Annotated in this window: 22 protein-coding genes; 14 read left to right on the top strand and 8 right to left on the bottom strand. The window is 37.2% G+C overall.

The annotated features are described in order from the left end of the window. Positions 1–9 precede the first annotated feature (9 nt). The 10 genes from ABJH98_RS06845 (at position 10) to ABJH98_RS06800 (ending at position 11,437) form a co-directional block, all read left to right on the top strand. Entirely contained in the window at positions 10–852 is an 843-nt protein-coding gene (locus ABJH98_RS06845; RefSeq protein ID WP_348306889.1) for a universal stress protein, read from the top strand. 7 nt (positions 853–859) lie between these two features. Beyond that, complete coding sequence (locus tag ABJH98_RS06840; protein WP_348306888.1) at positions 860–1,696, top strand: universal stress protein; 837 nt, start codon at positions 860–862, stop codon at positions 1,694–1,696. Between the two features lie 340 nt (positions 1,697–2,036). After that, positions 2,037–4,154, top strand: a complete 2,118-nt coding sequence (ccoN, locus tag ABJH98_RS06835; protein WP_348306887.1) for a cytochrome-c oxidase, cbb3-type subunit I — start codon at positions 2,037–2,039, stop codon at positions 4,152–4,154. Between the two features lie 12 nt (positions 4,155–4,166). Further along, positions 4,167–4,340, top strand: coding sequence for a cytochrome C oxidase Cbb3 (locus tag ABJH98_RS06830; RefSeq protein WP_348306886.1), 174 nt, complete (start codon positions 4,167–4,169; stop codon positions 4,338–4,340). A 4-nt stretch (positions 4,341–4,344) separates the two neighbouring features. Then, positions 4,345–5,256 carry a cbb3-type cytochrome c oxidase N-terminal domain-containing protein gene (locus ABJH98_RS06825; RefSeq protein WP_348306885.1) on the top strand — a complete coding sequence of 304 codons (912 nt, stop codon included), beginning with the start codon at positions 4,345–4,347 and terminating at the stop codon, positions 5,254–5,256. A 3-nt stretch (positions 5,257–5,259) separates the two neighbouring features. Continuing rightward, positions 5,260–6,675 (top strand): cytochrome c oxidase accessory protein CcoG, encoded by a 1,416-nt coding sequence (ccoG, locus tag ABJH98_RS06820; RefSeq protein WP_348306884.1) that lies wholly within the window; start codon positions 5,260–5,262, stop codon positions 6,673–6,675. After that, a complete protein-coding gene (locus ABJH98_RS06815; RefSeq protein WP_348306883.1) occupies positions 6,672–7,106 on the top strand; it encodes a FixH family protein in 435 nt (144 codons plus the stop codon). Before ccoG ends, ABJH98_RS06815 begins: the two co-directional genes overlap by 4 nt. Beyond that, entirely contained in the window at positions 7,106–7,804 is a 699-nt protein-coding gene (locus ABJH98_RS06810) for a sulfite exporter TauE/SafE family protein (RefSeq protein WP_348306882.1), read from the top strand. Before ABJH98_RS06815 ends, ABJH98_RS06810 begins: the two co-directional genes overlap by 1 nt. A 94-nt stretch (positions 7,805–7,898) precedes the next feature. Then, positions 7,899–11,057 carry a hypothetical protein gene (locus tag ABJH98_RS06805; protein WP_348306881.1) on the top strand — a complete coding sequence of 1,053 codons (3,159 nt, stop codon included), beginning with the start codon at positions 7,899–7,901 and terminating at the stop codon, positions 11,055–11,057. An 86-nt stretch (positions 11,058–11,143) separates the two neighbouring features. After that, complete coding sequence (locus tag ABJH98_RS06800; protein ID WP_348306880.1) at positions 11,144–11,437, top strand: hypothetical protein; 294 nt, start codon at positions 11,144–11,146, stop codon at positions 11,435–11,437. A 12-nt stretch (positions 11,438–11,449) separates the two neighbouring features. On the opposite strand, the gene ABJH98_RS06795 is transcribed toward ABJH98_RS06800, so the two are convergent. The 3 genes from ABJH98_RS06795 to ABJH98_RS06785 all read right to left on the bottom strand — a co-directional run bounded on the left by ABJH98_RS06795 (position 11,450) and on the right by ABJH98_RS06785 (position 15,759). Continuing rightward, complete coding sequence (locus ABJH98_RS06795) at positions 11,450–11,983, bottom strand: TlpA disulfide reductase family protein (RefSeq protein ID WP_348306879.1); 534 nt, start codon at positions 11,981–11,983, stop codon at positions 11,450–11,452. A gap of 174 nt (positions 11,984–12,157) precedes the next feature. Next, positions 12,158–15,286, bottom strand: coding sequence for a hypothetical protein (locus ABJH98_RS06790; protein WP_348306878.1), 3,129 nt, complete (start codon positions 15,284–15,286; stop codon positions 12,158–12,160). Between the two features lie 212 nt (positions 15,287–15,498). After that, positions 15,499–15,759, bottom strand: coding sequence for a hypothetical protein (locus tag ABJH98_RS06785; RefSeq protein WP_348306877.1), 261 nt, complete (start codon positions 15,757–15,759; stop codon positions 15,499–15,501). Positions 15,760–16,024: 265 nt separating this feature from the next. Between ABJH98_RS06785 and ABJH98_RS06780 the strand changes: the two genes are divergently transcribed. Then, entirely contained in the window at positions 16,025–16,600 is a 576-nt protein-coding gene (locus ABJH98_RS06780) for a DUF2911 domain-containing protein (RefSeq protein ID WP_348306876.1), read from the top strand. Here ABJH98_RS06780 and mtaB read toward each other — a convergent pair whose 3' ends face one another. After that, the gene (gene mtaB / locus ABJH98_RS06775) at positions 16,601–17,908 is read right to left on the bottom strand and encodes a tRNA (N(6)-L-threonylcarbamoyladenosine(37)-C(2))-methylthiotransferase MtaB (RefSeq protein WP_348306875.1); all 1,308 of its coding nucleotides are present in this window, start codon (positions 17,906–17,908) and stop codon (positions 16,601–16,603) included. It lies immediately after the preceding gene. Between the two features lie 238 nt (positions 17,909–18,146). On the opposite strand from mtaB, the gene ABJH98_RS06770 reads away from it, so the two are divergent. Further along, positions 18,147–18,833, top strand: a complete 687-nt coding sequence (locus ABJH98_RS06770) for a head GIN domain-containing protein (protein ID WP_348306874.1) — start codon at positions 18,147–18,149, stop codon at positions 18,831–18,833. Between the two features lie 63 nt (positions 18,834–18,896). Here the strand turns inward: ABJH98_RS06770 and ABJH98_RS06765 are convergent, their stop codons facing one another. Further along, on the bottom strand, positions 18,897–20,606 hold the full coding sequence (locus ABJH98_RS06765; RefSeq protein ID WP_348306873.1) for a Na/Pi cotransporter family protein: 1,710 nt from the start codon (positions 20,604–20,606) through the stop codon (positions 18,897–18,899). Between the two features lie 180 nt (positions 20,607–20,786). Between ABJH98_RS06765 and ABJH98_RS06760 the strand changes: the two genes are divergently transcribed. Then, on the top strand, positions 20,787–21,896 hold the full coding sequence (locus ABJH98_RS06760) for a Na/Pi symporter (protein WP_348306872.1): 1,110 nt from the start codon (positions 20,787–20,789) through the stop codon (positions 21,894–21,896). A 123-nt stretch (positions 21,897–22,019) separates the two neighbouring features. Next, a complete protein-coding gene (locus ABJH98_RS06755; protein WP_348306871.1) occupies positions 22,020–23,207 on the top strand; it encodes a porin in 1,188 nt (395 codons plus the stop codon). A gap of 66 nt (positions 23,208–23,273) precedes the next feature. On the opposite strand, the gene ABJH98_RS06750 is transcribed toward ABJH98_RS06755, so the two are convergent. The 3 genes from ABJH98_RS06750 to ABJH98_RS06740 form a co-directional block, all read right to left on the bottom strand. Further along, the gene (locus ABJH98_RS06750; protein WP_348306870.1) at positions 23,274–24,065 is read right to left on the bottom strand and encodes a helix-turn-helix domain-containing protein; all 792 of its coding nucleotides are present in this window, start codon (positions 24,063–24,065) and stop codon (positions 23,274–23,276) included. Positions 24,066–24,118: 53 nt separating this feature from the next. Further along, complete coding sequence (locus ABJH98_RS06745) at positions 24,119–24,400, bottom strand: hypothetical protein (protein WP_348306869.1); 282 nt, start codon at positions 24,398–24,400, stop codon at positions 24,119–24,121. Between the two features lie 139 nt (positions 24,401–24,539). Then, entirely contained in the window at positions 24,540–25,757 is a 1,218-nt protein-coding gene (locus ABJH98_RS06740; protein WP_348306868.1) for a DEAD/DEAH box helicase, read from the bottom strand. Positions 25,758–25,761 lie beyond the last annotated feature (4 nt).

Genomic DNA, 25,761 nt, shown 5'->3' with positions numbered 1-25,761 from the left:
TTCAAAACCATGCAAACAATAGCTGTTCCATACGATTTTAGCGAATATGCAGAAGCCGCTTTAGATTTTGCTGTTCAAGTTAGTAAGAAAAGTCAAGCAAAAATCAAGTTGATTCATGTGATAGAATATCCATTGGCCACTACTTTTAATGTAACTGGAGAAATCGAATCAGACGATCCTATGGATAAGATTTTCACCTTAGAGCTCATAAAAAAGACAAATGAAAAATTGAATACCATCTTATCTCAATTTGAAAACACTGTTGCCATTGACAAAGTGGTGCTCATGGGCAATGCCTATGATGGCATCACTGATCAACTGGAAGAGATTAAAGCAGATTTGATTGTAATGGGAACCAAAGGAGCTACTGGGTTAAAAGAACTTTTGGTAGGCTCTAATACAGAAAAAATCGTCCGTAACGCTGATTGTCCAGTGCTAGCCATTCATGAAAAATGTGATATAGGCACAATCAAAAATGTAGTTTTTCCATCTGACTTAGATGGCACACACAGTAAAGTACTAGATACCTTCAAGTACTATCAAGAATTATTTGATGCCAAAATTCATTTGGTTTGGGTGGATACTCCTCACAATTCTGTTAACGCTGATTTAGCTAAAGAGAGATTAGAAATACTTGCTCAAAAAAATGATCTAAAAAATTACGAAGTACATATATCCAAAGCCTTTCACCCAGAAGAAGGGATATTGACCTTTGGTTGGCAAATCAAAGCGGATATGATAGCCATGAGCACACATAGCCACAAAGGGCTCATTCATTTACTCGTAGGTAGCGTAGCCGAAGATGTAGTCAATCATAGTAAGGTTCCAGTTTGGACGTGTACAATAAAATAAGCAAATCATGAAAATTTCGACTATACTGGTTCCGATGGACTATTCTCCCTGTGCAAAGAATGCTTTTGACACAGCTTTGGTTTTGGCTAAAAAAGCAAATGCATCTATTCAGGTGGTTTCAGTTACTCATATGCCACATATCCATGCAGAAGTAGTTGGGGCTGCTTCAATCATCCAGCCGCTACTTCAAGAATATCATGAGCAGTTGGATCAGCAATTCAATGAACTCATTTCATCCAGTGATCTAGATGAAGTATCTGTTTCCAATACCAAGTATAATGCTCCTTTGCATGATGCTATTTATAGCTGTACCGTACAAAATGAGTGCGACTTGATAGTTACAGGTACAAAGTCTCAGCATGACTGGCTGACTCAATTGGTAGGAAGCAACAGTATGGATATGATTGATAGAGCTAAGATTCCGGTACTCGTCATTCCCGAAACTATAAAATCTATCTCCTTCAAAAGAATTGGCGTTGCAATAGACTATTCCGATTTCAATGACCCGAAAATATTGGCACCGCTGAGAGACTTCGCTACTATCAATTTTTCCTCACTATGTTTTTTAAATGTTACTGAAAAACAGCATAAGCTTTTTGTCTTTGATGATGTTAAACTGGGCATTTCTGAGTATTTTAATGGACTCAAGCAGTCCTATCATACTTTTACAGACAGTAGGTCACTTGATGAAATTTTAACCGAAGCCATAATTGATTTAGATCTTGACATGCTTTTTATGTTACCAAAGAATCATACGATTATACAGAGATTGGTAGGAACAAGTAACACGAAATCAATGGCTAAACGTATTTCAATTCCACTTATGACCATTCACGAAAAATAACCTAAATATGAACTCCGGATCTTTAATCGCATTAGTTGCAGCTGCCTTCGCCATTTGGGCACTTATTTCAGTTGCAAAAAGCAATCTAAATAACAATCAAAAAGTGATTTGGTTTGCTATAGTTATACTTCTTCCCATTTTGGGACCCATTGTGTACTGGTTCAAATACAAAAACTAGATGGAAGAACAATCTTTGACTAAGAAATTATTATCTTCAAATAATAGATTTAATAGAATTTATTGACATGATATAAATCATGTTTTTGAATCATTGTAAAAATTTATAGACCTGACATTGTAACCTAATTTAGTGCTCAAATCATAAAATCAATTGCCTCATATGGAACTAGAAAAATTTAGCTACGACAATAAGATTGTCAAGTACTTTACTATTGCCTCCATTGTATTTGGAGTGGTGGCTATGTTAGCAGGATTGACTGCAGCGATTCAGCTCTTCTACCCTGCTTTCAACTTCGATTTACAATACACGACATTCGGAAGAGTAAGGCCGTTGCATACCAATGCGGTCATTTTTGCATTTGTTGGTAACGCTATGTTTGCTGGCGTTTATTATTCGTTGCAAAGGCTCTTGAAAACCAGAATGTTCAATGACATGCTTTCCTGGATTCATTTCTGGGGTTGGCAATTGATTATTCTGGCTGCAGCTATCACCCTGCCTATGGGTTTTACTACTAGTAAAGAATATGCTGAATTAGAATGGCCGATTGATATCGCCATCACCTTGATTTGGGTGGTGTTTGGCATTAACATGATTGGAACGATTATTAAAAGACGAGAGCGACACATGTACGTGGCGATTTGGTTTTACATCGCGACGTTCGTAACAGTTGCGGTTCTTCATATTGTAAATTCCATGGAGATTCCAGTTACGCTTTTCAAAAGCTACTCTTGGTATGCAGGTGTGCAGGACGCTTTAGTGCAGTGGTGGTATGGTCACAATGCAGTCGCATTTTTTCTAACGACTCCATTTTTAGGTATCATGTATTATTACCTGCCTAAAGCAGCCAATAGACCTGTATATTCCTATAGACTTTCAATCATTCACTTCTGGTCTTTGATTTTTATTTATATCTGGGCTGGACCTCACCATTTGCTTTATACTTCATTACCAGATTGGGCACAGTCATTAGGAGTAGTATTCTCTATCATGCTGATTGCTCCATCTTGGGGTGGTATGTTGAATGGACTATTGACATTAAGAGGAGCCTGGGATCGCGTACGAGAAGATCCTGTTTTGAAATTTATGGTAGTAGCAGTGACAGCCTATGGTATGGCTACTTTCGAAGGCCCGATGCTTTCTCTTAAAAACGTCAGTGCTATTGCCCACTACACGGATTGGATCATTGCTCACGTTCATGTGGGTGGATTAGGCTGGAACGGTTTCTTAATCTTCGGCATGTTTTATTGGCTCGTACCTAAAATGTGGAAAACAGAATTATTTTCAAGAAACTTAGCCAATACACACTTCTGGCTGGGCACATTGGGAATCATATTTTATGCGCTACCACTATATATTGCTGGTATTACTCAAGCTTCAATGTGGAAACAATTTGATGCTGAAGGTTTCTTAGTTTACAAAAATTTCCTAGAAACTGTCGTTCAAATTTTACCGATGTATATGCTTCGTGCCGTAGGTGGTAGTTTGTACTTGATTGGTGTATTCATCATGATTTACAATCTGATCAAAACTGCTGGTATTGGTTCATTTGTAAGTGATGAAGAAGCTGAAGCTCCAGCATTAGAAAAGAAAGAAATCACTGGTGGTCACTGGCATAGTGTGCTAGAAAGAAAGCCAGTATTATTTACGGGGCTATCTTTGGTGGCCATTCTAATCGGAGGAATTATAGAAATGGTTCCCACATTTTTGATTAAATCAAATGTCCCGACGATAGCTTCTGTCAAACCTTATACCCCTTTAGAACTTCATGGTCGTGACATCTATATCAGAGAAGGCTGTAACAATTGTCACTCTCAAATGATCAGACCCTTTAGATCCGAAACTGAAAGATATGGAGAATACTCAAAAGCAGGTGAATTTGTGTATGATCATCCCTTCTTATGGGGATCTAAAAGAACAGGTCCAGATTTGGCTCGCGAGGGTGTAGGTAAACTGAAGAAATCTGACTCTTGGCATTTCTATCACATGCTAGATCCTGCACAAGTATCTGAGGGATCTATCATGCCTCCGTATCCATGGCTCTTTGAGCAGATGATCGATAAAGAGCTCACAGCTGGAAAAATCAGTGCACTCAGAACGGTCGGCGTGCCTTATCCAGAAGGTTATGAGGAAACTGCGAATGGTGAATTGGAAGTGCAAGCCAAAACGATAACTGACAACCTAGTCGCTGAGGATATTGAGATTTCAGGAGACGCTGAGATCATTGCACTGATTGCTTATCTGCAACGATTAGGAAAAGATATAACTGTAAAAGACTAAAAGGAAACTATTATGTTTAAATACTATTTCGAACAAGTAAATGGTGTGGAGATATGGCCAATTATTTCCTTATCCATCTTTTTCATCTTCTTCGTGGGTTTACTCTGGTGGGTATTCAAGGGAGTGAATAACTCTTATATAGATGAAATGAAAAATCTTCCGATCAATAAAACCCCTAAATCTTAATCAAATGACAAATTTCAATAAATATATTAAAGGGCTAGGAGTTTGTTTGATGTTACTCCTTACTGGACCCATTTCTTATGCACAAACAGAAAATACAGGCATACTAGAATCACTAGACGCTTCAAAAATCATGATCATTTTGGTTCTTGTAGTGATGCTACTAGTTCTATTGGTGGCCTTCTATCTTCTAGTCATATTACAGGTCATGGTTCGTGAGGATGCTATTCGAAAAGCAAAAGAAAAAGGAATTGAATATGTTGAAGAACCAAGTGCCTGGTCCAAGTTTTATGCTGGATTAACTGATGCTATTCCTATTGAAAAAGAAAATACAATCGTTTTGGATCACGACTATGATGGCATCAAAGAATTGGACAATCATTTGCCGCCCTGGTGGAAATATATGTTCTACGCTTCAATTGTTTTTGCTGTGATCTATTTGTATATGTACCATATCAGTGGATCCTTGCCATTGCAAACACAAGAATATGAAATAGCTATGGCAGAAGCGCAAGCCAATATGAGTTCAGCCGAAGAAGGAAGTTCAGTCGATGAAAGCAATATTGTATTTTCAGATGATCCTGTAGTATTAGCTAGCGGCAAAACAGTTTATGAGCGCAATTGCGTTGCCTGTCACAAAGCTGCCGGTGAAGGTGGTATAGGTCCTAATTTGACAGATGAATATTGGCTACATGGTGGAAGCGTACAAGACATCTACAATACCGTAAAGAATGGTGTTCCTGATAAAGGAATGATCGCTTGGAAAGACGTATTGTCACCTGCTAAAATGAATGATGTCACTTCCTATATTCATACTTTGAAAGGGACTAATCCTGCCAATGCGAAAGCTCCTCAAGGAGAATTATATAAAGAAGAAGTCTCAGAAGAGACTGTAGTAGAAGAAGCTTTGTCAGAATAAGAAATGGAAAACCATTACGAGTTTGAAGAAGAATATCGGGACACCATTGCGACTGTCGATGAGTCAGGCAAAAGAATCTGGATCTATCCAAAAAAACCTAAAGGCAGGTTTCACAACTATCGCATCATCGTCACTGTGGCGCTGCTTGGAATTCTATTCTCAGGCCCATTTATTACTATAGGAGGGCGCCCTCTCCTACTTCTGAATATTTTTGAAAGAAGGTTTATAATCTTCGGCCAAGCATTTTGGCCACAGGATTTCTTTTTATTGGCCTTGTTAGCCGTAACCTTTTTTATTTTCATTATCCTGTTCACGGTTGCATTTGGTCGAGTTTGGTGTGGATGGGCATGCCCGCAAACCTTATTTATGGAAATGGTATTCCGTAAAATTGAATACTGGATTGAAGGAGATGCTAATCAACAACGAAAACTCAATGCCTCTCCATGGAATAGAAGAAAAATTTGGAAGAAGTCATTCAAACATCTCATTTTTCTATTGATAGCTATTTTAATTTCCCATACGGTGATGGCTTATTTAGTAGGAATTGATGAAGTCATCAATATTGTATCTCAACCCCCTACTGCTCATATGAGTGGATTCATAGGGTTGGTCGCATTTACCGGGATCTTTTATTGGGTCTTTGCTTACTTCAGAGAGCAAGCTTGCACTGCTGTTTGTCCTTATGGAAGACTGCAAAGTGTACTCATAGTAAAGGATACGATGGCAGTCATGTACGATTGGCTGAGAGGTGAACCCAGATCCAAGCTAAAAAAATCCGAACAAAATTCTGATGCTGGCGACTGTATCGACTGCAAACTATGTGTTCATGCCTGCCCAACTGGAATTGATATTCGCAATGGCACTCAACTGGAATGTGTGAATTGCACCGCTTGTATGGATGCCTGCGATGAGGTAATGACCAAAATCAACAAACCCGAAGGTTTGATTAGATTGTCTTCGCATACAGCGATAGAATCTGGCCAGAAAAAACTCTTTACGCCTCGAGTAGCTGGATACTCGATTGTTCTCATTGCCATGATGACATTTTTATCGTTTATGCTGGTTTCTAGATCAGATGTAGAGATTACAGTTTTGAAAGTACCAGGCACTTTGTATCAAAAAACAGATGATGGTCAGATCTCTAACCTATACAATATTCAATTCATCAATAAAACATTTGAAGAAATGGAGTTGGAATTGAAAGTTTTGAATCTAGAAGGCGCTTATATAGATCGAGTGGGAACACAAAAAATCATCATTCCTGCCAATGACAAATACGAAGGTGTGTTCTTTATCAAAATGCCTACTTCCCATATTTCACAAACGAAGTCAAGTGTTGATATTGGTGTTTTTAAGAATGGTGAAATGATAGATGAAATTGATACTAAATTTTTGGGGCCAGTAAAAATGAAAAAATGAATTGGGGTAAAAGTATAGTCTTAACTTTTGTGTTGTTTGCTGCTCTTATCATTACTCTGGTGGTTATATCTATGAAGCACGATGTGAATTTGGTGGCTACTAACTACTACGAAGAAGAGCTAGCCTATGAAGATCAAATGAATCGAATTAGAAACTTTGATGCCCTAGAAACTAAGCCAACCATAACCAGAAGTGGAGATCAAATCATTTTAAAATTTCCAGAATCTGTTGCAGATCTAATTGAATCAGGTGAGATTCATTTTTTCAGACCATCAGATTATTCCGCGGATAAAAAAATCAAAATTCAGCTGGATAATCAATACCAACAATCCTTCCCTGCATCGGCTTTTAAGTCTGGCCTTTGGAAAACAAAGCTCAGATGGCACTCTACCAGCAAGGAGTATTTTTTCGAACAGAATGTTATATTGTAATGTATTGGACAGCCCTGGCTTTAGGATTCATTGGTAGTCTTCACTGCGTAGTGATGTGTGGTCCGATTGCACTTGCGCTTTCTGGCCAGCAGTCTTTGTCCAAATTTCTAATCAGTCGATTTTTATACAATATCGGAAGAATCTTTACCTATGCATTGATAGGATTAATATTTGGATTGTTAGGTGAATTGATCTCATTTGGTGGTTATCAGCAGGCCTTTTCTATCGGCATGGGGTTGTTCATGATCATGGTGGCATTCGCCGTATCTAGTTCCATTCGAGGTAAAATTTACCAACCTATGTACAAACTCGCTCAAGGATTGAAAAACATGCTTGGCCAATGGCTACATACAACTAAATTATCTGGAACTTTCATTCTTGGTGCTTTAAATGGATTCCTTCCTTGTGGGTTAGTTTACGCAGCAGTTGCGGGTGCTTTAGCAACTGCCAATTTAGCTGATGGCTTGCTTTATATGGTTTTATTTGGATTAGGCACCTTTCCAGCCATGCTAGTGATGGCTCTATCAGGCCAGGCAATTAAAGGTTTTTCATTTATCCAACTCAATAAGATTTCTACCATATTTATATTAACACTCGGTTGCTTGTTGATTATTAGAGGGCTCGATCTCAACATACCGTATTTAAGTCCTGCTATTTCTTTTCTATATCCTACTGCGGACATTACTATTTGCGATTGAGAATTTTGATGAGAATAATTCTTGATTGAGCGTCTCATTTCTCGAAATCAACTTAAATTGAAGTGAAATTGCACAAAGACCAACATTAGACTTTATGAAGCCATTTGTAAAAATTCTAAAGATCAGCTTATCCGTATTTTTTGTAACCATTGTCTCACTATTAGTAGCAGGCTGGCTCCTTCAGGATCGTATCATACGATTTGCCATGGAAGAAATGGGAACCACCTTTGGAGCCCCTCTTGAAGCAGAAAAAGTTTCATTTTCATTGATTAGCGACTTTCCAGAAGCCAATTTAAAATTTGACAATATTTGGTTGGGAAGACATCAATACGATGAGTATGATGAAATATTAGATACAGATACTTTAGCTAAGTTTCAAAAACTTAGTGTCAGTTTAAATACCAGAGCATTATTAAATGATGAAATCATAATAAAAAATATTGCATTCAGCGATGGATTCGTGCTTTACGCTATTGACTCAACTGGTAAAATGACTTATGACTATTTGATTCCAGTAGACACTACTGATACTGCTGATCAAGAAGAATCTACTCCTCTATATTTAACTGTGGATGAAATTTCACTGACTAATTTCAGATGCATGTATAGTGATGATCAGCTTAAAGCCAAAGCCAACGTATTCATTCAAGAATTGAATGCAAACTTAAAAATGGATGATGATAATCTTACCGCTAATGCAATAGGAAAAATAGAATTATCAAAACTAAAATTTGAGGACACTAAAGCAGACCGTGTAGATAAGATAGATTTAAATTTTGACATCACCTATGCATCAGATACCATCTATACGAAATTATTTGCTTTGGATGCGGGTGATTTAACCTTGAATGCCAAGGGCAAAATAATAGCTGGAGAACAGACTTACACTGACCTTACCCTAGATGTATTTTCTCCAAGTCTAGCTGCCTTAACCAAATATGCACCTGAAGGCATGCTGAAAGAATATGGAATCAGTCAAGTAGCTGGTCAATTGAATTTCAACACTCAATTAAAAGGAATCATAGGAGACGAATTACCTTTTTACAATGCTACGGTTGATTTGTCCAAAGCAAGTATCAAGTATCAGGATTTCCCACTGATTTATAATTTGAATTTGAATACTGATGCTACTAATGGCAAGCAAAAAAATAATCGTACAACTGCTATAAACTTGAAAAAACTAGAAGCAGACTGTAGTGGAAACCATCTAGATTTGAGTGGTCAATTCAGCAATCTTGATCGTTTGAATTATGATTTTAGTTCCAATTTAGACATTGATTTATATGCTTCTCGCACACTAATTCCTGATTCAGTTGTCAGATACACAGAAGGGCTAGTAAATATTCAATTGTCAACAAAAGGCATTTTAACCGACTCACTGGACAGTGCTTTTATTGCAACTGCTTTAGAACAAACGAAACTTGAAATAAACTTGAACAAATTGAAATTTAATATACCAGACGGAACTAAAGTCCGACAACTATCTGGAGATTTCAGTTATGCCAATCGTCAATTAGATGCTAGTAAAATATATGTTTATCTGCCTAACGATAAAGTTAGACTTTCCAAAAACAGTTTTACTGCTCAATTTGAAGGTGATTTCATGCAGCCAGAAAATACTAGAATAAATATACCAAACTTTTATTTTGCAACTGATGAAGGCAGTATATCTGGATCTGCTACACTTAATAAATTAAAACATTTAAGATTTGATGTTTCAAGTAAGTTAAACCTTGAATTAGCAAAATTAATGAGATTCGCACCTGACACTTTAGTGAATGATATGAGTGGATCTATTCAGGCTTACATAAAATCCAAAGGAAAACTTAATATTGATAAAATGAATGATGAAGACCTCGAATCCATCATGTATGACAACTCTGATTTTGAGCTGAATTTTGATCAAGTCAATCTAAATATGAAAGATACCTTAATGAGTGTTTATAACTTGAATGGGAAAATTGCAAAAAAACAGCATACCTTATCCATTAATGATTTAAAAGGCGTTTATCAAAATTTAGCATTCAACGTGGAACATACCACCGTAAAGAACGCTTTCAACACAGCTATTAGAAACCAACCAGGCACCTTAAAGGTGGATGGAATTTATCGATTTGGAGATTTGGATTACAAAGTACTAGCTGCATTTGCATCGGAGGATGAAGAAAGCAGCCCATCGACAGAGCAAGAGCCAGAACCGACCAATTGGAACTATGAGATTACGGGCCAGGCATTTGTAAAAAGCTTTAAATACGATGATACTTTCGTGAAAGACATAGAAGCGGACTACGACATCAACGATGCCAAACAGCTGATCAAAAGCAATATCAAGATTGGACAAACATTATACGGCCAAACTGCAACAGTTAACAATCTCTCCACCAAGCTGGAAATGAATATGTCTACCAATGAAGTAAAAGGGAAATTGGCAATTGAGGACATGAAATATGAAGATGCCCTCTTGACTGACATATCAGCTTTGTACAATGCTAACGACACAGTCTACACGGTAGATCAGATGAAATTCAAAGGATTTGGTGGTGAAACCAACTCATCCTTAAAAGTTCATATGAAGCCAGATGATGAGATGGAAGTTGAGATGAAAAGTAACATTATGGAACTGGACGTTAGACGATTAATGAAAGAGATGAAAGATTTTGACCAAACGGAAATGACCTACGAACAATTAAATGGTATTGTATCTTCAGACAACCTTTTCCTGAAATTCAAAATGATTGGAGACTCAATAGACTACGCAGACATGATGATGACCTGTGATTTGAAATTTCATGATGGAGGCATTTATCATTATCCCCCTGTACAAGATATGGCACAATATCTCAAAAAACTTGACAATCTGGATACTTTAAGTTTCAAAACTATTGAAACACACATGTTTTTATTCAAAGAGGCAATGTATGTACCTCGCACCTATGTCGTTACCAGTATTTTTGATGTGGATGTAATAGGCATGCAAAGTTTCGGAGAAGATTACAGATACCATGTTGGAATAAACCTTGGGCAAGTTCTAGGGAAAAAAGAAGCATCGAGCATTGATGACAACGTGAAAACCGATAAGAAAAAAATGGTTCGCGTACAAGCCACAGGAAACAAAGGAGATTATAAGAGTGGAATAGACAATAAAAAAGATAGAGAAAAAATGAAAACAATAGTATTTAATAAACAAAGGGCACACAATTTAGTATTCCATCCCAAGTGGTTTAATTTTGAAACGGGAGTTGAAAAGGAATAGATTAAATTGATTCTGAACACAATAAACACACAGATATATCATTAATTTTAATGAACAAAATTAAATTGAATTTTAAATCTAAGAATATGAAAAAATCCATTTTTTTATACTGTATTTTATTTTTTGTAGTTGGAGTACTCAGTTCATGTGGCGATGATGATGAAGAAACATGTGATGAATTTGAAGTTTGCACGAATGAATCAGCAACTTCATGTTGCACTTGTGCAGACGATTCGTGTTGTACATACACATATGACGGAGTCGAATATGATACTGCCGATGAAGCTGCAGATGCTATAGGATGCGGAGGCACCGCTGAAAAGGCACAGCTTATTGGCATTCTGAAAGCAGCAAGAACTCGCGCCAAAGCAAATTTTTAAGCGCTACCAAGTTCAGTTATCGAAAAGGGACTTAAACCAGGAATCGGACTTACGATTTCGTTTGAGTTCCTTTTCTAGTTTATCCCCTCTTGGGTTTATGGCTACAATCACACCATCTCCATCCAAAAGATAACTCATAGGTACGCTAGAAATACCATAAGCTAGCGCAGCTTGATTTTTCCATCCATTCAGATCACTTACATGTGTATCCCAAAGCAACCCGTCTTTTTCAATAGCTTTTTGCCAAGCTTCCTTCTTCTTATCTAGCGACACACCATATACGGTAAAGCCCATTCCATTTTCAAACTCTTCATCTTTATACTTAAGATAGGTTTCTACAATCTCAGGATTCTCTTTGCGGCAGGGCTTACACCAAGAGGCCCAAAAATCCAAAAATACCATTTGACCACGGAGAGAGGACAATTTCACTGGTTCCCCATTGAGATTAGGGAGTGAAATATCTGGAGCTGTATCACCAACTTCAAAACCTTGATCGGGTGTGCCACCCATTGACAAAACCAATAAAAAAGTAAGTATCTGTTTCATAATCGTCTATTAGCCAAAAACTGAGCCAACTACTATAGTTCAGCTCGTTTCAACTTTAAATATAAGTCTTATCAATTCATTTCAGTTCTAAAATTTCGAATCTTATTTTCTAAATGATTCTCGTTAATTGATATAACTACAAAATCATTCAAACCATCCAAGTACATGAAATTATCACTTTTCAAGCTTATCGAAAGATGGAAATAAGCTCATATCTAATTCATCTATATCTGTTTTAAAGTCGAGCCAATCTTTTTCAAAAAAACTGTTTATTTGATCTACTACATCGTCCAAATCTGATTTTAGTTGAGCAACTACTAATTCCTGAGACTTATTGTTTTTGCTATATAATTGAACATAAAAATCGGTACTCCAGAACCTACTTGAGATCAATTCACTATCATCGGCGAACCCTTGTATGTCCTCTTTTTCATTAATGAGCTCCTTTAGGGATTTAACTTTCTTTTTAACTTGAGAAGCTCGACTAACCAGACTATCATTTTTTAATTCCTGCAATTTGGCGTTTTTCAGTATCAGTTCTACAGTTTTCTCCGCCTGATTTAGTTGATCAATGGCCAATGTTGCCAATATACGGCAATCGTTAATTCGATCCAGCGTTTCAGCATTTTTGGTCATTGTAGCTATATCAGTGCTGATCCTTGGATCCTTCTTGATATTCACCACCGTACTCATGGAATCTTCACCATATTTAAACTGCACACGATAACTACCTGGCAAAACCCACCTCCCTGCCGGGTCTTGAATTTCCTTTGTTGGTTTTGCAGTCGTAGATGAACGATAACCTTTTTTGCACATATCCCAGTTGTATCGATTCATGCCTTGTTTACCCACTGTATAAGATTTTCGAATTTCTTCATTTTCTGCATTGAAAACTTTTATCCAAACGGTATCAGATTTGATTGTCGTGTCTTGTTTAGACGTCTTTTTCAAAGAATAAGTTAAAAGGGCTCCATTGGCTTTATCATCGCCTTTATAAATCGCATCTCCCTGAAAACGAGTCCCTGATGCTTCCTTTCTGCTCCACAAATAAGCATCCACTGATTGATAGACATAAATAGGTTTTTCAAGCAAAGAAGATCCGTCTTTCGCTATGGCACGCAAAGGACGAATATCATCCAATACCCAAATAGATCGACCAAATGTACCTATGACTAAATCCCCAAATTCCTCCTGAATGTTCAAGTCATAGGTTGAAACGGTTGGATAGCCTTCTTTCCACTGATTCCAAGATTGACCGCTATTAAATGAAACGTATAGACCGAATTCGGTACCTACGAACATCAAATTTGGCTCCACAGGATCTTGTACAAAGCTGAGTACGTACCCTGAAACATCCTGTCCATCAATCAGTCTATCCCAAGTCTTTCCAAAGTCTTTCGTACGATATAACCAAGGCGTCCAGTCATCGCGACGATAATCGTTGACTACAAGGACGGCTTCGCCAGCTTTGTATTTCGATGCTTTGATTTGAGGCATCCACGCGCCTGTTTTTAATCCCTTAATTCTACTATTCAGTTTTGTCCAGTTTTTACCTCCATCTTGAGTTAAATGAACATTGCCGTCATCCGTAGATACCCAAATCACCTGATCATCTATTGGCGAAGGTGATATAGCCAAAATGGTGGTAAAATTTTCTGCCCCTGAGGCATCCATGGTCAATCCACCGCTCACATTGCTTTTTTGCTTTGCTGGATCATTGGTGGTCAAGTCTGGTGATATAATTTCCCAATTCAGTCCTTTATCGCTGCTTCTGTGGATGTATTGACTGCCAAAATACACGACTTCAGGGTTCGTTGGATCTTGAGCTATTGCTGCGTTCCAATTGAATCTAAGTTTCTCTCCTTCTGGGTGAATTGGTTTGATGTATTGAGACTCTCCCGTTTCCAAATCTATATAGAGCACATTGCCTCCCTGCCACATACCAAAAGCATACCTAGAATTGGAACGATCTGGCACCACATCAAATCCATCCCCAAAAGCAATTTCATCCCAATAGCTGTTTCTTATTCCTCCATTGCGGAGTGAATTGGAAGGTCCGATCCATGAGCCGTTGTCTTGCATGCCACCATAAATATTGTAAGGGATTTGGTTATCCGTAGATATATGATAAAACTGGCCTACAGGCAGATTCTCTACGAAACGGAATGTTTGGGCTCTGTCTCTGGAGATAGCTAGCCCCCCATCATTACCTACCATTACTAAAGAAGGATCCGATGGGTGAATCCAAATCGCATGGTAATCCCCATGCACTCTGGTTGGGTTCCAACCCAATAAAGTAGAAAACGTTTTCCCTCCATCTTCACTCAATCCTACTTCAGAGTAGATATTATACACCCTATTTTCATTGATTGGGTCTACGGCGATTTCTGCGTAATAAAATGGTCTTCCTCCTATTTCTTTGTCTTGAACCTTGCTCCATTTCACCCCTCCATCTTCCGATTTATAAAGTGCGTTTTTCTTTGATTCAATGAGTGCATAAACCACTTTGGAATTACTTCGAGAAATGGCCAATCCCATTCTACCTAACTCACCTTTTGGCAAACCATCTTCATCTGTTAGTTTTTTCCAAGTTTCACCACCATCATAGGTCACATGTAAAGCTGATCCTTCTCCACCAGATTTAAAGAACCAAGGCCATCTTCTAAACTCCCACATGGCTGCAAATAATTTATTGGGATTGTTTGGATCCATAATTAATTCGCCAATTCCGGTTTTAGGGTTTGTATAAAGAATTTTATTCCAACTCTTGCCTCCGTCGATAGTTTTATAAACTCCTCTGTCAGCGCTTTCTCCCCACGCAGAGCCTTGTGCTCCGACATAGATAATATCGGAGTTACGAGGATCAATAATCACACGGTGGATATTTCTTGTACCTTCAAGTCCCATGAGCTTCCACGTTACACCACCATCTAAGGATCTGTAAACTCCAGCCCCACTGGTGGCACTGTTTCTTGGATTGCCTTCTCCAGTACCAATCCAAATAACATCTGGATTAGATTGATCTATCGCCAACGCACCTACTGAGGCAACTTTTTCTTTTTCAAAAATCGGTTTCCAAGTCACTCCTCCACCCTCTGATTTCCAAACTCCTCCGGAAGCAGTACCTATGTAAATAATGTCGGGATTGTTATGGACTGCATCTATTGCTGTTACCCTACCACTCATCCCGGCAGGGCCAATATTACGTATTTTCAGTCCTTGCATTAAGGACATGTCGACATTCTGAGAAATGGCAGAATGAAAAAAGAAAAGTATGCTTAGTAATGTAAGAGTTTGTCGCATGAGTCAATGGTTTTTTTGTACAACTAAAATAACCATTCTAGACTGAAGCCGCATTAAAATCTGATGAGCGGAATTTTATTAGGATAAACCCTATCCCATAAAAAAACCACGCTTTCACGTGGTTATATAGTTGAGGTTATGTACTCAAATCTGAAACATAACCAGTTGAAATCTTTAACAAGAATAAATATTTCTGAATTGAGTTAAAAACTCTATTCTCTTTTTTTTCTGAATGTTATCGGAATATATTCATCAGTTGGGATGCCTATATGTGCCAAATCCCATTCTTTATCATAACTCGAAACCAAATTTTTGATGCATTCTACTCGATCTTCAGTAGGGAAAGGACATTCTTCCCAGTAGAAAATTTCAACTCTGTAGTTGTACTGTTTCTTAATTCCATTGATCTTGACTTCTACGCTTATGTCTTGATCTTCTTCCAGCCGGGGGATTTCAATTCCGATAATACTCATAATTTCAAGTTTTATGTGATATAGTGAATTACTGTTAACAAAAAATATACCTAACAACCTATCTTTCTGATTCACTGATAGTTATCTAATAATTGAATTTTTAAAATTGATCGGTTTTGATACAAAAGATGTGCGATTATTGTTCATATCAATTCACATAAAACAAATTCAAATAAATGTTTAAACATATTTATGAGTCGCACGTACACAAATCACAAGAAAATATTAATTTGGCAAATTGAAAGAGCGGTTGAAATTTATAAACATGAGTCATTGGTGGAAGTTACTAGTTGTCCTTACACCACTTGTCCTAAGCGGGTGTTACCGCCCAGAGTATCCTTCTAAATTCATTTCTTCGGATTTAAAGGAATTTGAGTCCTATCAAAAAAAATGTGCTTCAAGGCCCTCTCCTCCAGCTAGAGCTATTGCCACTATGGGTGATACAGATGTTTTTATCACATATAGCCAACCAGCTGTGAAAGAAAGAACTATTTGGGGTGAGTTAGTATCGTATAATAAAGTTTGGAGAACAGGCGCCAATGAAGCAACTGTACTTTCAGCCACTGGCGATATTTTAGTTAATGGTGATACGCTACTAGCAGGAAATTATGCGCTGTATACAATTCCTACAAAAGAAAAATGGACGGTAATTCTTAATACCAAATATGAAGTTTGGGGAGCGTATGACTACGACCAATCACTTGATGTACTTCGTTTTGAAGTAGAACCAAGTACAGATAATGAAATGAGTGAACGAATGACTTTCACTATTGATGATGCAGGTATAGTAGAATTTGCTTGGGACAAACTAAAGTTTGATTTTTTAGTAATGCCTTTATAGTTAAGCTTCAACCACTTCACTTCCTATGGCCACTCCTTCTTTATCTAAAGATTGAACTCTAATCTGTTTTATCTGATTAACATTGGCATACTGAGAAGGTAGTTTCACTTTTAAATAGTTCTCTGTAAAACCGTAAATGAAATTTTCCTTAATATCATTTTCTAATAGTACTGAAAACTCTTTTCCAACTTGCGAATGATAAAAAGCTCGCTTCTTTTTCTCAGATAAGATTCTTAGCATATTAGAACGCTCATTTCTTTCTTTTTTTGGAACTACACCTTCCATCTCTATGGCGTGCGTATTGGCACGTTCTGAATAAGTAAAAACGTGTAAATAAGAAACCGGCAACTCATTAATAAAATTATAAGTGTCTAAAAAATCCTCTTGAGTTTCACCCGGAAAACCTGTGATTACATCAACCCCGATACAGGCATCAGGCATTTCATGCTTTATTTTAGCCACACGTTCCACATATAATTCTCGCAGATACCTCCTATTCATCAGCTTCAATATTTTATTGCTTCCAGACTGAAGAGGAATATGAAAATGTGGAGCAAATCTTTTACTTTGAGCTACAAACTCTATGATTTGATTATTCAACAAATTGGGTTCGATGGAAGAAATTCTATATCGTTCTACTCCATCTACTTCATCCAATGCTTTGACCAGCTCAAGAAAACGCTCCTTTCTCCTACCCCCTTGTACGCCAAAGTCTCCAATATTGACTCCAGTCAACACCACTTCTTTCACCTCAGTAGCTGCAATCTCATAGGCTGATTTGAGGATATTTTCTATACTGTCACTGCGGCTTTTACCTCGAGCCAAGGGAATCGTACAAAAAGCACAACCATAGTTGCAACCATCCTGAACTTTCAGAAATGTTCTTGTACGGTCAGCAATCGAATAAGCATTATTAAATTCTGTCGCATTGGAAATTTCGGAAGCACAAATAATTGCTTCCTGCTGCTTTTCAAAATCTTTGAGGTGCTCTAGTAATTTGAATTTTTCAGCAGCACCTAACACGGCGTCAACTCCAGATATTTCTGAAATCTCCTTAGGCTTCAATTGTGCGAAGCAACCAATAATAACTACGAACGACTCTGGAGATATCTTCTTTGCATTCTTAACAATCTGCCTACACTTCTTATCTGCATTTTCAGTTACAGAACATGTATTTATCACAAAAATGTCGGGCTTATTTTCAAAGTCTACTTTTTCGTATCCTTCTTCTTCAAAAAGTCGAGATATAGTAGAAGTCTCTGAGAAATTGAGCTTGCAGCCCAGCGTATAAAATGCAACTTTCTTCATGATGAGTATAATAAAACGCAAAGCTACTAAAAAAAAGAAAGCCCACTAGGGGCTTTCTCCAAGGTAAATTTCTTTACCTTTTTCTCAATGAAGCATCTTTGATGTTTTCAAATCATAAAATGATCGCTCTAAAATAGATCATGCATTTGAATCCTCAAAATATGAAGATTTAAATTTTAGAATAATTGCAACCTCCTACTGAGAAAGTTGTCTTTTAAATAAATTTAAAATAAAACTCATGAAAAGAATTATCACATGCTTTGGCATCATTTTAGGAGCCACAATAGTTGTAAATGCACAAACTAGTGAAACAAGAAACTTAGATAGTTTCGATAAAATCAAGGTTTCGGAATCTATTTCGGTAAGAATGAAAAAAGGAAATGACAATGTAGTCAAAATTGAAACACGAGGTGTGGATACAGACCGTGTAGAAACTGAAGTAGAGGGTTCTACACTTTATATTCGAATGAAAAAAGGAAATTACTTTTCTAAAAACGTCGAAATAGAACTCACCTATAATCAGGAATTAGAAGGTGTCTCAGTTAGCTCATCAGCTTCCATTATAGGTCAAGATGAAATCAGTACGGAGGATTTTGATATTAAGGCGAGTAGCTCAGGAAGAGCAGACTTAATTTTAAATGTGCGAAATGTGGACATCAGAATATCAAGTAGTGCAGATGTAATACTAAATGGCAAAGCAAAATATCAGGACATCGACATTAGTAGCTCAGGTAGGTTATCAGCTTATGATCTGGACAGTGAAGAAGTAGACGTCAGTGTAAGTAGTTCTGGAAAAGCAGAAATAACAGTACATGGATTACTTGAAGGAAGAGCTAGTAGCAGCGGAAAGGTATATTATCGCGGCTCGCCAGACAAAGTGTATGTAGATTCCAGCAGCAGCGGAAAAGTAAGAAAAGAAGGTTGATATCAAAACAAAAAATCCCGACCATGATAATCATGGTCGGGATTTTTTTTTGAGATTGCTAGTTTATGCTACTGATACATGCTCTTCTATGCCAACGATACTTTCGGTCACGTTGATGATGTGATCTCCAATTCTCTCACAACCGAAAATTATATCTCGATAAACGATTCCTGTTTGTACATCGTAATGATTTTCCTCTACACTTTTCCAGTGTTTTTTGCTCAATTCTTTCTTTAGCTTATTAATGGCTGTTTCTGTTGACATCGCTGTGTCAATCTTAACTTCAGAATAGTCCGATTTGAGGTTTTTGTGCATCTCTTGTAATGCCTCGTCAACCAACCCAAAAATAGTTTTAATATTCTTGTTTTGATCTTCAGTAAAAGATAGCTTATGCTTGTTTTTTCTATTGATCTCTCGTGACATTCTCATCACAATATCAGCAGAACGCTCTAAATCACTTGTTATACTCATGATAGCGCGAATCTCTTCTGATGCTGCAGTACTTAATCTTCCCTCAGATACTTTGACTAAGTAATCATCAACTTCCATTTCGAGCTCATCAGTTCTATCTTCGTATTTAGCAATTTTTTCAGTGAGGTGCTCCACACGCTGACTATCATCGGATACGATCAGTTCCTGAACCAGCTTACTCATTTTGACAACTAATTTGCCAAATTTTGCCACTTCCTTTCTAGCCTCCATCAATGACAGTTCTGCTGTTCTCATCAACTGAGTTCCAATAAACTCCAGATGAAATTCTTCGTCTTCCTCATCTTTAGAAGAAATCATCTTTGTGACAATCTTCTCAATCTGTGGCACAAACCATATCATGAGTAGCGTATTTATAATATTGAAGCTAATATGAAAATAAGTCAATCCCCATTTGATAGCACCTGTTTCATTCAACGGTGAACCATTACCAGTACTGACCATTATTGCATCAATTCCATTGATATAAAAATGGAATATCAATAGCATCCATACAACGCCAAACACATTAAACATAAAGTGAGCCAATGCTGCCCTTTTCGCATGTACATTTCCTACTAACGCAGCCAAATTTGCCGTGATAGTAGTACCAATATTTTCACCTAGAACAATACCAGCTGCCATATCATATGGAATCCATCCATTATCACACATAATAAGAGTAATAGCCATGGCAGCACTAGACGACTGAACCACAACAGTCAGAATTGAACCAATGAGCACCGCTATTATAACAGATAGAAATCCTAGATTGTTTATATCTGAAATCCATTCCATAATTTCCGGATTGTGTTTCAGATCTGGAACAGCTCCTTTCAATTCACTCAGTCCCATAAAAAGTAGTGCAAATCCAATTAGGAACTCACCCCAATATTTCCATTCTACTTTTTTGGCAAACAACATCGGAAAGCCAATTGCAATGATCGGCAGCGTATAGTGTGAAATACTAAATTTCGAAAACCCAAAAACTAAAATCAATACTGCTGTAATTGTAGTACCGATATTTGCTCCCATAATAACACCAATGGCTTGTCTTAATTTAAGAAGACCAGCGTTCACAAAGCTTACAACCATCACAGTAGTAGCCGAAGAGGATTGAATTATCGCCGTGGTTAGAAAACCCGTGAAAACCCCACTAATTCGATTCGAAGTAATAATACTCATCACTGATCTCAGAGAATCCCCTGCTACCTTCTGAATCGATTCACTCATTACTTTCATCCCAAATATGAAAAAGCCGAGTGCTCCTATTAGTTTTAAAATATCATAAATTCCGTATTCCACGTGGTCCTAATTTTATTTTTCTGAATTGATTTTAAATGCTTGCAAAGGTATTAATTATAAAGAAGCTCAATTTTAAATAAATGTTAAGGATAAACCCAAACAGAGAGAAAGAACCTTTTGCATCATAACAATTTAATAATATACAAGAAGTCAAAGTAATCTAATTTTGCAGCCGGAATTATGAAAGGTAATACAAAACAAAAACAACTAAGTGTAGTCCAATTTATCTTGAGCATTTCATTTGCTCTTTTTATCTTTTTATGGTCACTGGATTTAATGACAAGTTCATTTCAAGTCATTGGTAATGAAACGGTTGTAAAGATCCTTTCCGTCACTTCCAATCCGTTTATCAGCCTTTTTATTGGCTTATTTATTACTGCTGTGATCCAAAGTAGTTCTACGAGCACCTCACTGATTGTTGCCATTGTTGCTTCAGGTGGAATGACTTTAGAAAATGCTGTACCCATGATCATGGGAGCAAATATCGGTACTACTTTAACAAGTACTATTGTATCACTAAGCTATATAACAGACAACAAAGAATTCAAGAATGCGATTGCCACTGGGGTCATGCATGACTTTTTCAATATCCTTACGGTGGTCATTTTATTTCCATTAGAATATTACTATCACATACTATCTAAATTATCATTTGGCATAGCCTCCATATTCAATTTCTCAACTACATCAACCCATGATGGTCAAGAATCCAGTTTCGGACTTTTCGATTCTATAAATAGTTTTTTGATCCAATCTATAGAATACAAATTCGTTTTGGTCATTGTGGCCTGTTCTGCATTGTTTGCCTCTATTAAGATTATTTCGAAAATAATTTCAAACAGAATGATTGGCGCTTCAGATGAAAGGTTTCAAGAAGTTTTCTTTAAGAATACTTTAAACTCATTTGGACTTGGTACCATGTTGACTGCTGGTATTCAATCCAGTTCTATTACTACATCTATTATTGTTCCGCTAGGAGCCACTGGCAAGATTCATCCCAGTAAAATATTTCCCTATATCGTTGGTGCCAATATTGGCACCACCATCACTGCATTAATTGCAGCTTTTAACAAATCTGAAGCAGCATTAAGTATTGCGTTGGTACATTTTCTCTTCAATCTAATAGGAACTGTTATTTTTCTTCTCATTCCGTATCTCAAAACTTTACCCATACAATACGCCCGTAAGTTCGGCATCATGACTTCTCAGTATAGGGTCATTGGTTTTTTCTACATCTTATTCGTATTTTTCATTCTTCCTTTAGCACTTATTTTTCTCAATAAGCTCTAATAATTTAAATCTCGCGTTCAAGTTCATTGCCATGTGTTAACAATTACTTAACATTAAGGTAATCTTTACATGAGCACAATTTTTTTATACACGTGCTACCTTCGCGGCTTATATTCAGAAAATATGAGATTTATTTACATCACTTTAGCTTTGGCTATTTGTGCCGTTATGGCCCAAGCTCAATCATTTGACGGCAGTAAAATAGGGAATGGCATCCGATTCGTTCCCAAAGATTCGTCTTTTAGTATACAATGGAATACCAGATTTCAAACGCAGTACATAGGAGCTCAAGATCTTGAAACTAAGGAATATGCAGATGCATTTACTATTAGACGTTTTCGTTTGAAGTTTAAGGGACACCTCTATCATCCAAACATCCAGTACAAAATAGAATTGGCTATGTCTAACAGGGATCAGGGTGATTTTTTTGCAGAACATAATGGTGCTGCCAGCATTGTTTTGGATGCTGTATTAAAATGGAAATTTCACCCAGGTTGGCAACTTTGGGTTGGACAAACTAAACTTCCTGGAAACAGAGAACGGGTCATTTCTTCCGGTGCATTACAACTCGTGGATCGAAGTAGATTGAACAGTAGATTTAATATTGATCGTGACAAAGGACTATGGTTACATCACGAACACAAGGTAGGCAATGTGGTTGTACGTGAAATTTTATCAGCCACTACTGGTGAAGGCAGAAATGTAACTGAGTCTACAATTGGAGGCTATGACTTTACTTTTAGGGGTGAACTACTTCCTTTCGGAAAATTCACCAATAAGGGTGATTATTTTGGTGAAGACTTGGCTAGAGAAGAATCTCCTAAACTATCCCTCGCAGCGACCTACGACCATAACTTTGGAACATCAAGACAAAGAGGTCAGCTTGGTCTATACATATTAGATGAGGTAGATGGTGAAAAAATTCATAGTGATTTAGCCACGATTTTTGTAGATATGATGTTTAAGTACAAAGGATTCAGCGTGATGTCAGAATATGTACACAAACGTGTAGCTGATGGTGTAGTTCATGGCTACACAACAAGTGGTGAAGAAATTTACTTTTATACAGGTCAGGCATTAAACATCCAAGGAGGTTACCTATTCAAAAACAATATGTCAATAGATGCGAGATTCACAGATATAGTGCCTGAACGCGTAGAAATTGATGATGCAGAACGGAGATATGAATTAGGGTTTGGGAAATATATTGTCGGGCATACGCTTAAATTTCAAGCTAGTATAGCCTATAGAGATCGAGCTACTAAAAATGACAATATGATCTACTCAGCCCAATTTGAGATAGGATTTTAAAGAAACAAATTCATAAATTGACTATCCACCCGCGAGGATTTTTCTTTTGGGCGATACTTTGATCTTCTATTGAGAACCTTTAAGTTTAAAGATTTCGTTCTGCAGGTTTTTAACAATTCCTGATAATTCTTCCATTGATAAATCACCCTTTCCATCAGCGTCAGGAAAATCAATACTGATGAATGCCTTTGATTCCCAAACCTCTAATATATCCTTCGCATCTACTTGGTAAGGGGCATAAGACTTATTATCAGAGACCAGAAATAGTTTTCCGTTTTCTTCGACATAATTGAATACTCTTTTGTAAACCACTCCTTCTTCTTTACTTAATAGCACATAAGTCTTTCCATTTTTTATATTAGAAAGGTTTTCGATGTATTCTCCTATGATGACAGTGCCTGGCTGTAGTGGCAACATAGAGTCTCCCGATATTTCAAAAGCCCTATAAGTGGCATTCTTGGGCAACATAGGCAATTGAAACTTGGGCATACTTCCGATGTAAGTAGGATCTGCGTATCCATTCATATAACCGGCAGAAGCTTTTTGAGGAATGAGTTCTATGTTTTCATTTTCATCCTTGTCTACTGTAATAGCCAAAATTCTTGCTCCACCTTCCTCTTGCTGATGTAGCTCATCATCCGATAATTCGCTCACCACTTTACTAATCAATGTGTCTACACTCACATTAAATAATTCAGACATTCGCAATAGGTTGTTCAATCGAGGATCTGCTCTGCCTTCTTCATAAGCCCCTACCAAAGATCTTTTGATCCCTATGGCCTCAGCAAAAGTCTCTTGCGTATACCCAAACTTCTTTCTTAAGAACTTAATATTGTCGTTTACCTTAGCTACTTCCATGTTCAATTTTGAATTGATAACAAACTTAACAGAACCTTTCTTTATTCCAATTATCAAGCGTCAAATAGCACCATACCTGTATCACTAGTTGCATGTTTGCCTATGGAATACAAATTGATATGATGGAAATTTTCACGGTTTTTCAGCTGATCCAATCGCTTGATTATTTTTTCGACCACATGTTTTAATGTCTCACCTGAGTCGGCCAATACATATCCATACATTTTCTTTGTCTTCTGAACTGAAGCATGAAATTTAACCTGACATTTTCCAGACTTCAACTTTTTAGACGTAAGTTTTAGTCTGTATTCACCTCCTACAGTATACGTTTCCATTACTAATTATTTTATCATTAAATTAATTAAACCAGTTGATCGATCAATTAATTAGCGCTAATGACAATAAAATTAGCATTATTATTCTAATCAGCAAAACTAATTACTAATTATTTTAGCATATCTATAAATAAGGATTCTATTTCTTAGTAAAACGGCGTTTACCTTGGCCATTACCGCCTCTTCTCGGTTTGGCTGCACGGAATTTAGGATTGTATACTGGCCCCTCTCCTATGTGCTCAGGAATCTTAATTTTTTGTATTTCTTTCTCTATCAATTCTTCGATATTCGAAAAATTGTACATGTCTTCTTCGTTTACAAACGTGAAGGCCACACCATTGGCATCGGCTCTACCCGTTCGTCCAATTCTATGTACATAATCTGCAGCATCTCCGGGCACATTATAGTTGATCACCATATCAATACCTTTGATGTCAATTCCCCTACTCATGACATCAGTAGCCACGAGAACATTGATTTTCTTGTTGATGAAATCCTGAAGTACACTTTCTCTTTTGGATTGCTCCAGGCCAGAATGAATAGGCGCTGCATTTATTCCCAGCTTGCTAATTTCCCTAGCAATCTTGTCTACTTCACTTTTTCTGGATAAGAAAACGATAACACTATCCATTTTCTTAGCAGAAAATATATGCTTGATCAAATCAGGCTTTTGACCGTCATAAATCATAAAAGCACCCTGAAGGATATTTTCTGAAGGTTTGGAAATAGCAATATTTATTTCTTCTGGCTCATTCAGTATTTCCTTTGCCAACTTTCTGATTTTTGGTGGCATGGTAGCCGAGAACATCAGTCTCTGGCAATCCTTCGGAATGAATTTCATGATTTTCTTTAAATCATCATAAAAACCCATATCAAGCATTCGATCTGCTTCATCCAAAATAAAATGTTTGACTTTAGACAAATCAACGTATTCTTGATTGAGATGAGCGATCATTCGACCAGGAGTCGCAATGATGATATTAGCTCCTTTGAGCAAAGCTTTTTTCTGCACATCCCAACTCATGCCATCGCCTCCACCATAAACTGCAAGCGAGCTAGTTTCCACAAAATAACCTAAACCCTGAATCTGCTGATCGATTTGAATAGCCAACTCTCGAGTAGGAACCACTACTAGTGCATCAATACTTCCATGATCAGACTGATCATGGATCTGCTGCATGGTAGGAAGTAAAAAAGCTGCTGTTTTGCCTGTACCAGTCTGAGCACAAGCAATGAGGTCTTTATTTTCTAAAATAATGGGAATAGCTTTCTCCTGAATAGGAGTAGTATTTTCAAAACCCATGGCGTCCACTCCATCTAATACTGGAGGATGAATACCAACTTCTTTAAATTTCAAATTT

This window comes from Reichenbachiella sp., assembly GCF_039969095.1.
GTDB lineage: Bacteria > Bacteroidota > Bacteroidia > Cytophagales > Cyclobacteriaceae > Reichenbachiella.
Note: the sequence above shows the minus strand (reverse complement) of the source record. Positions and strands in the feature narration are given on the sequence as shown.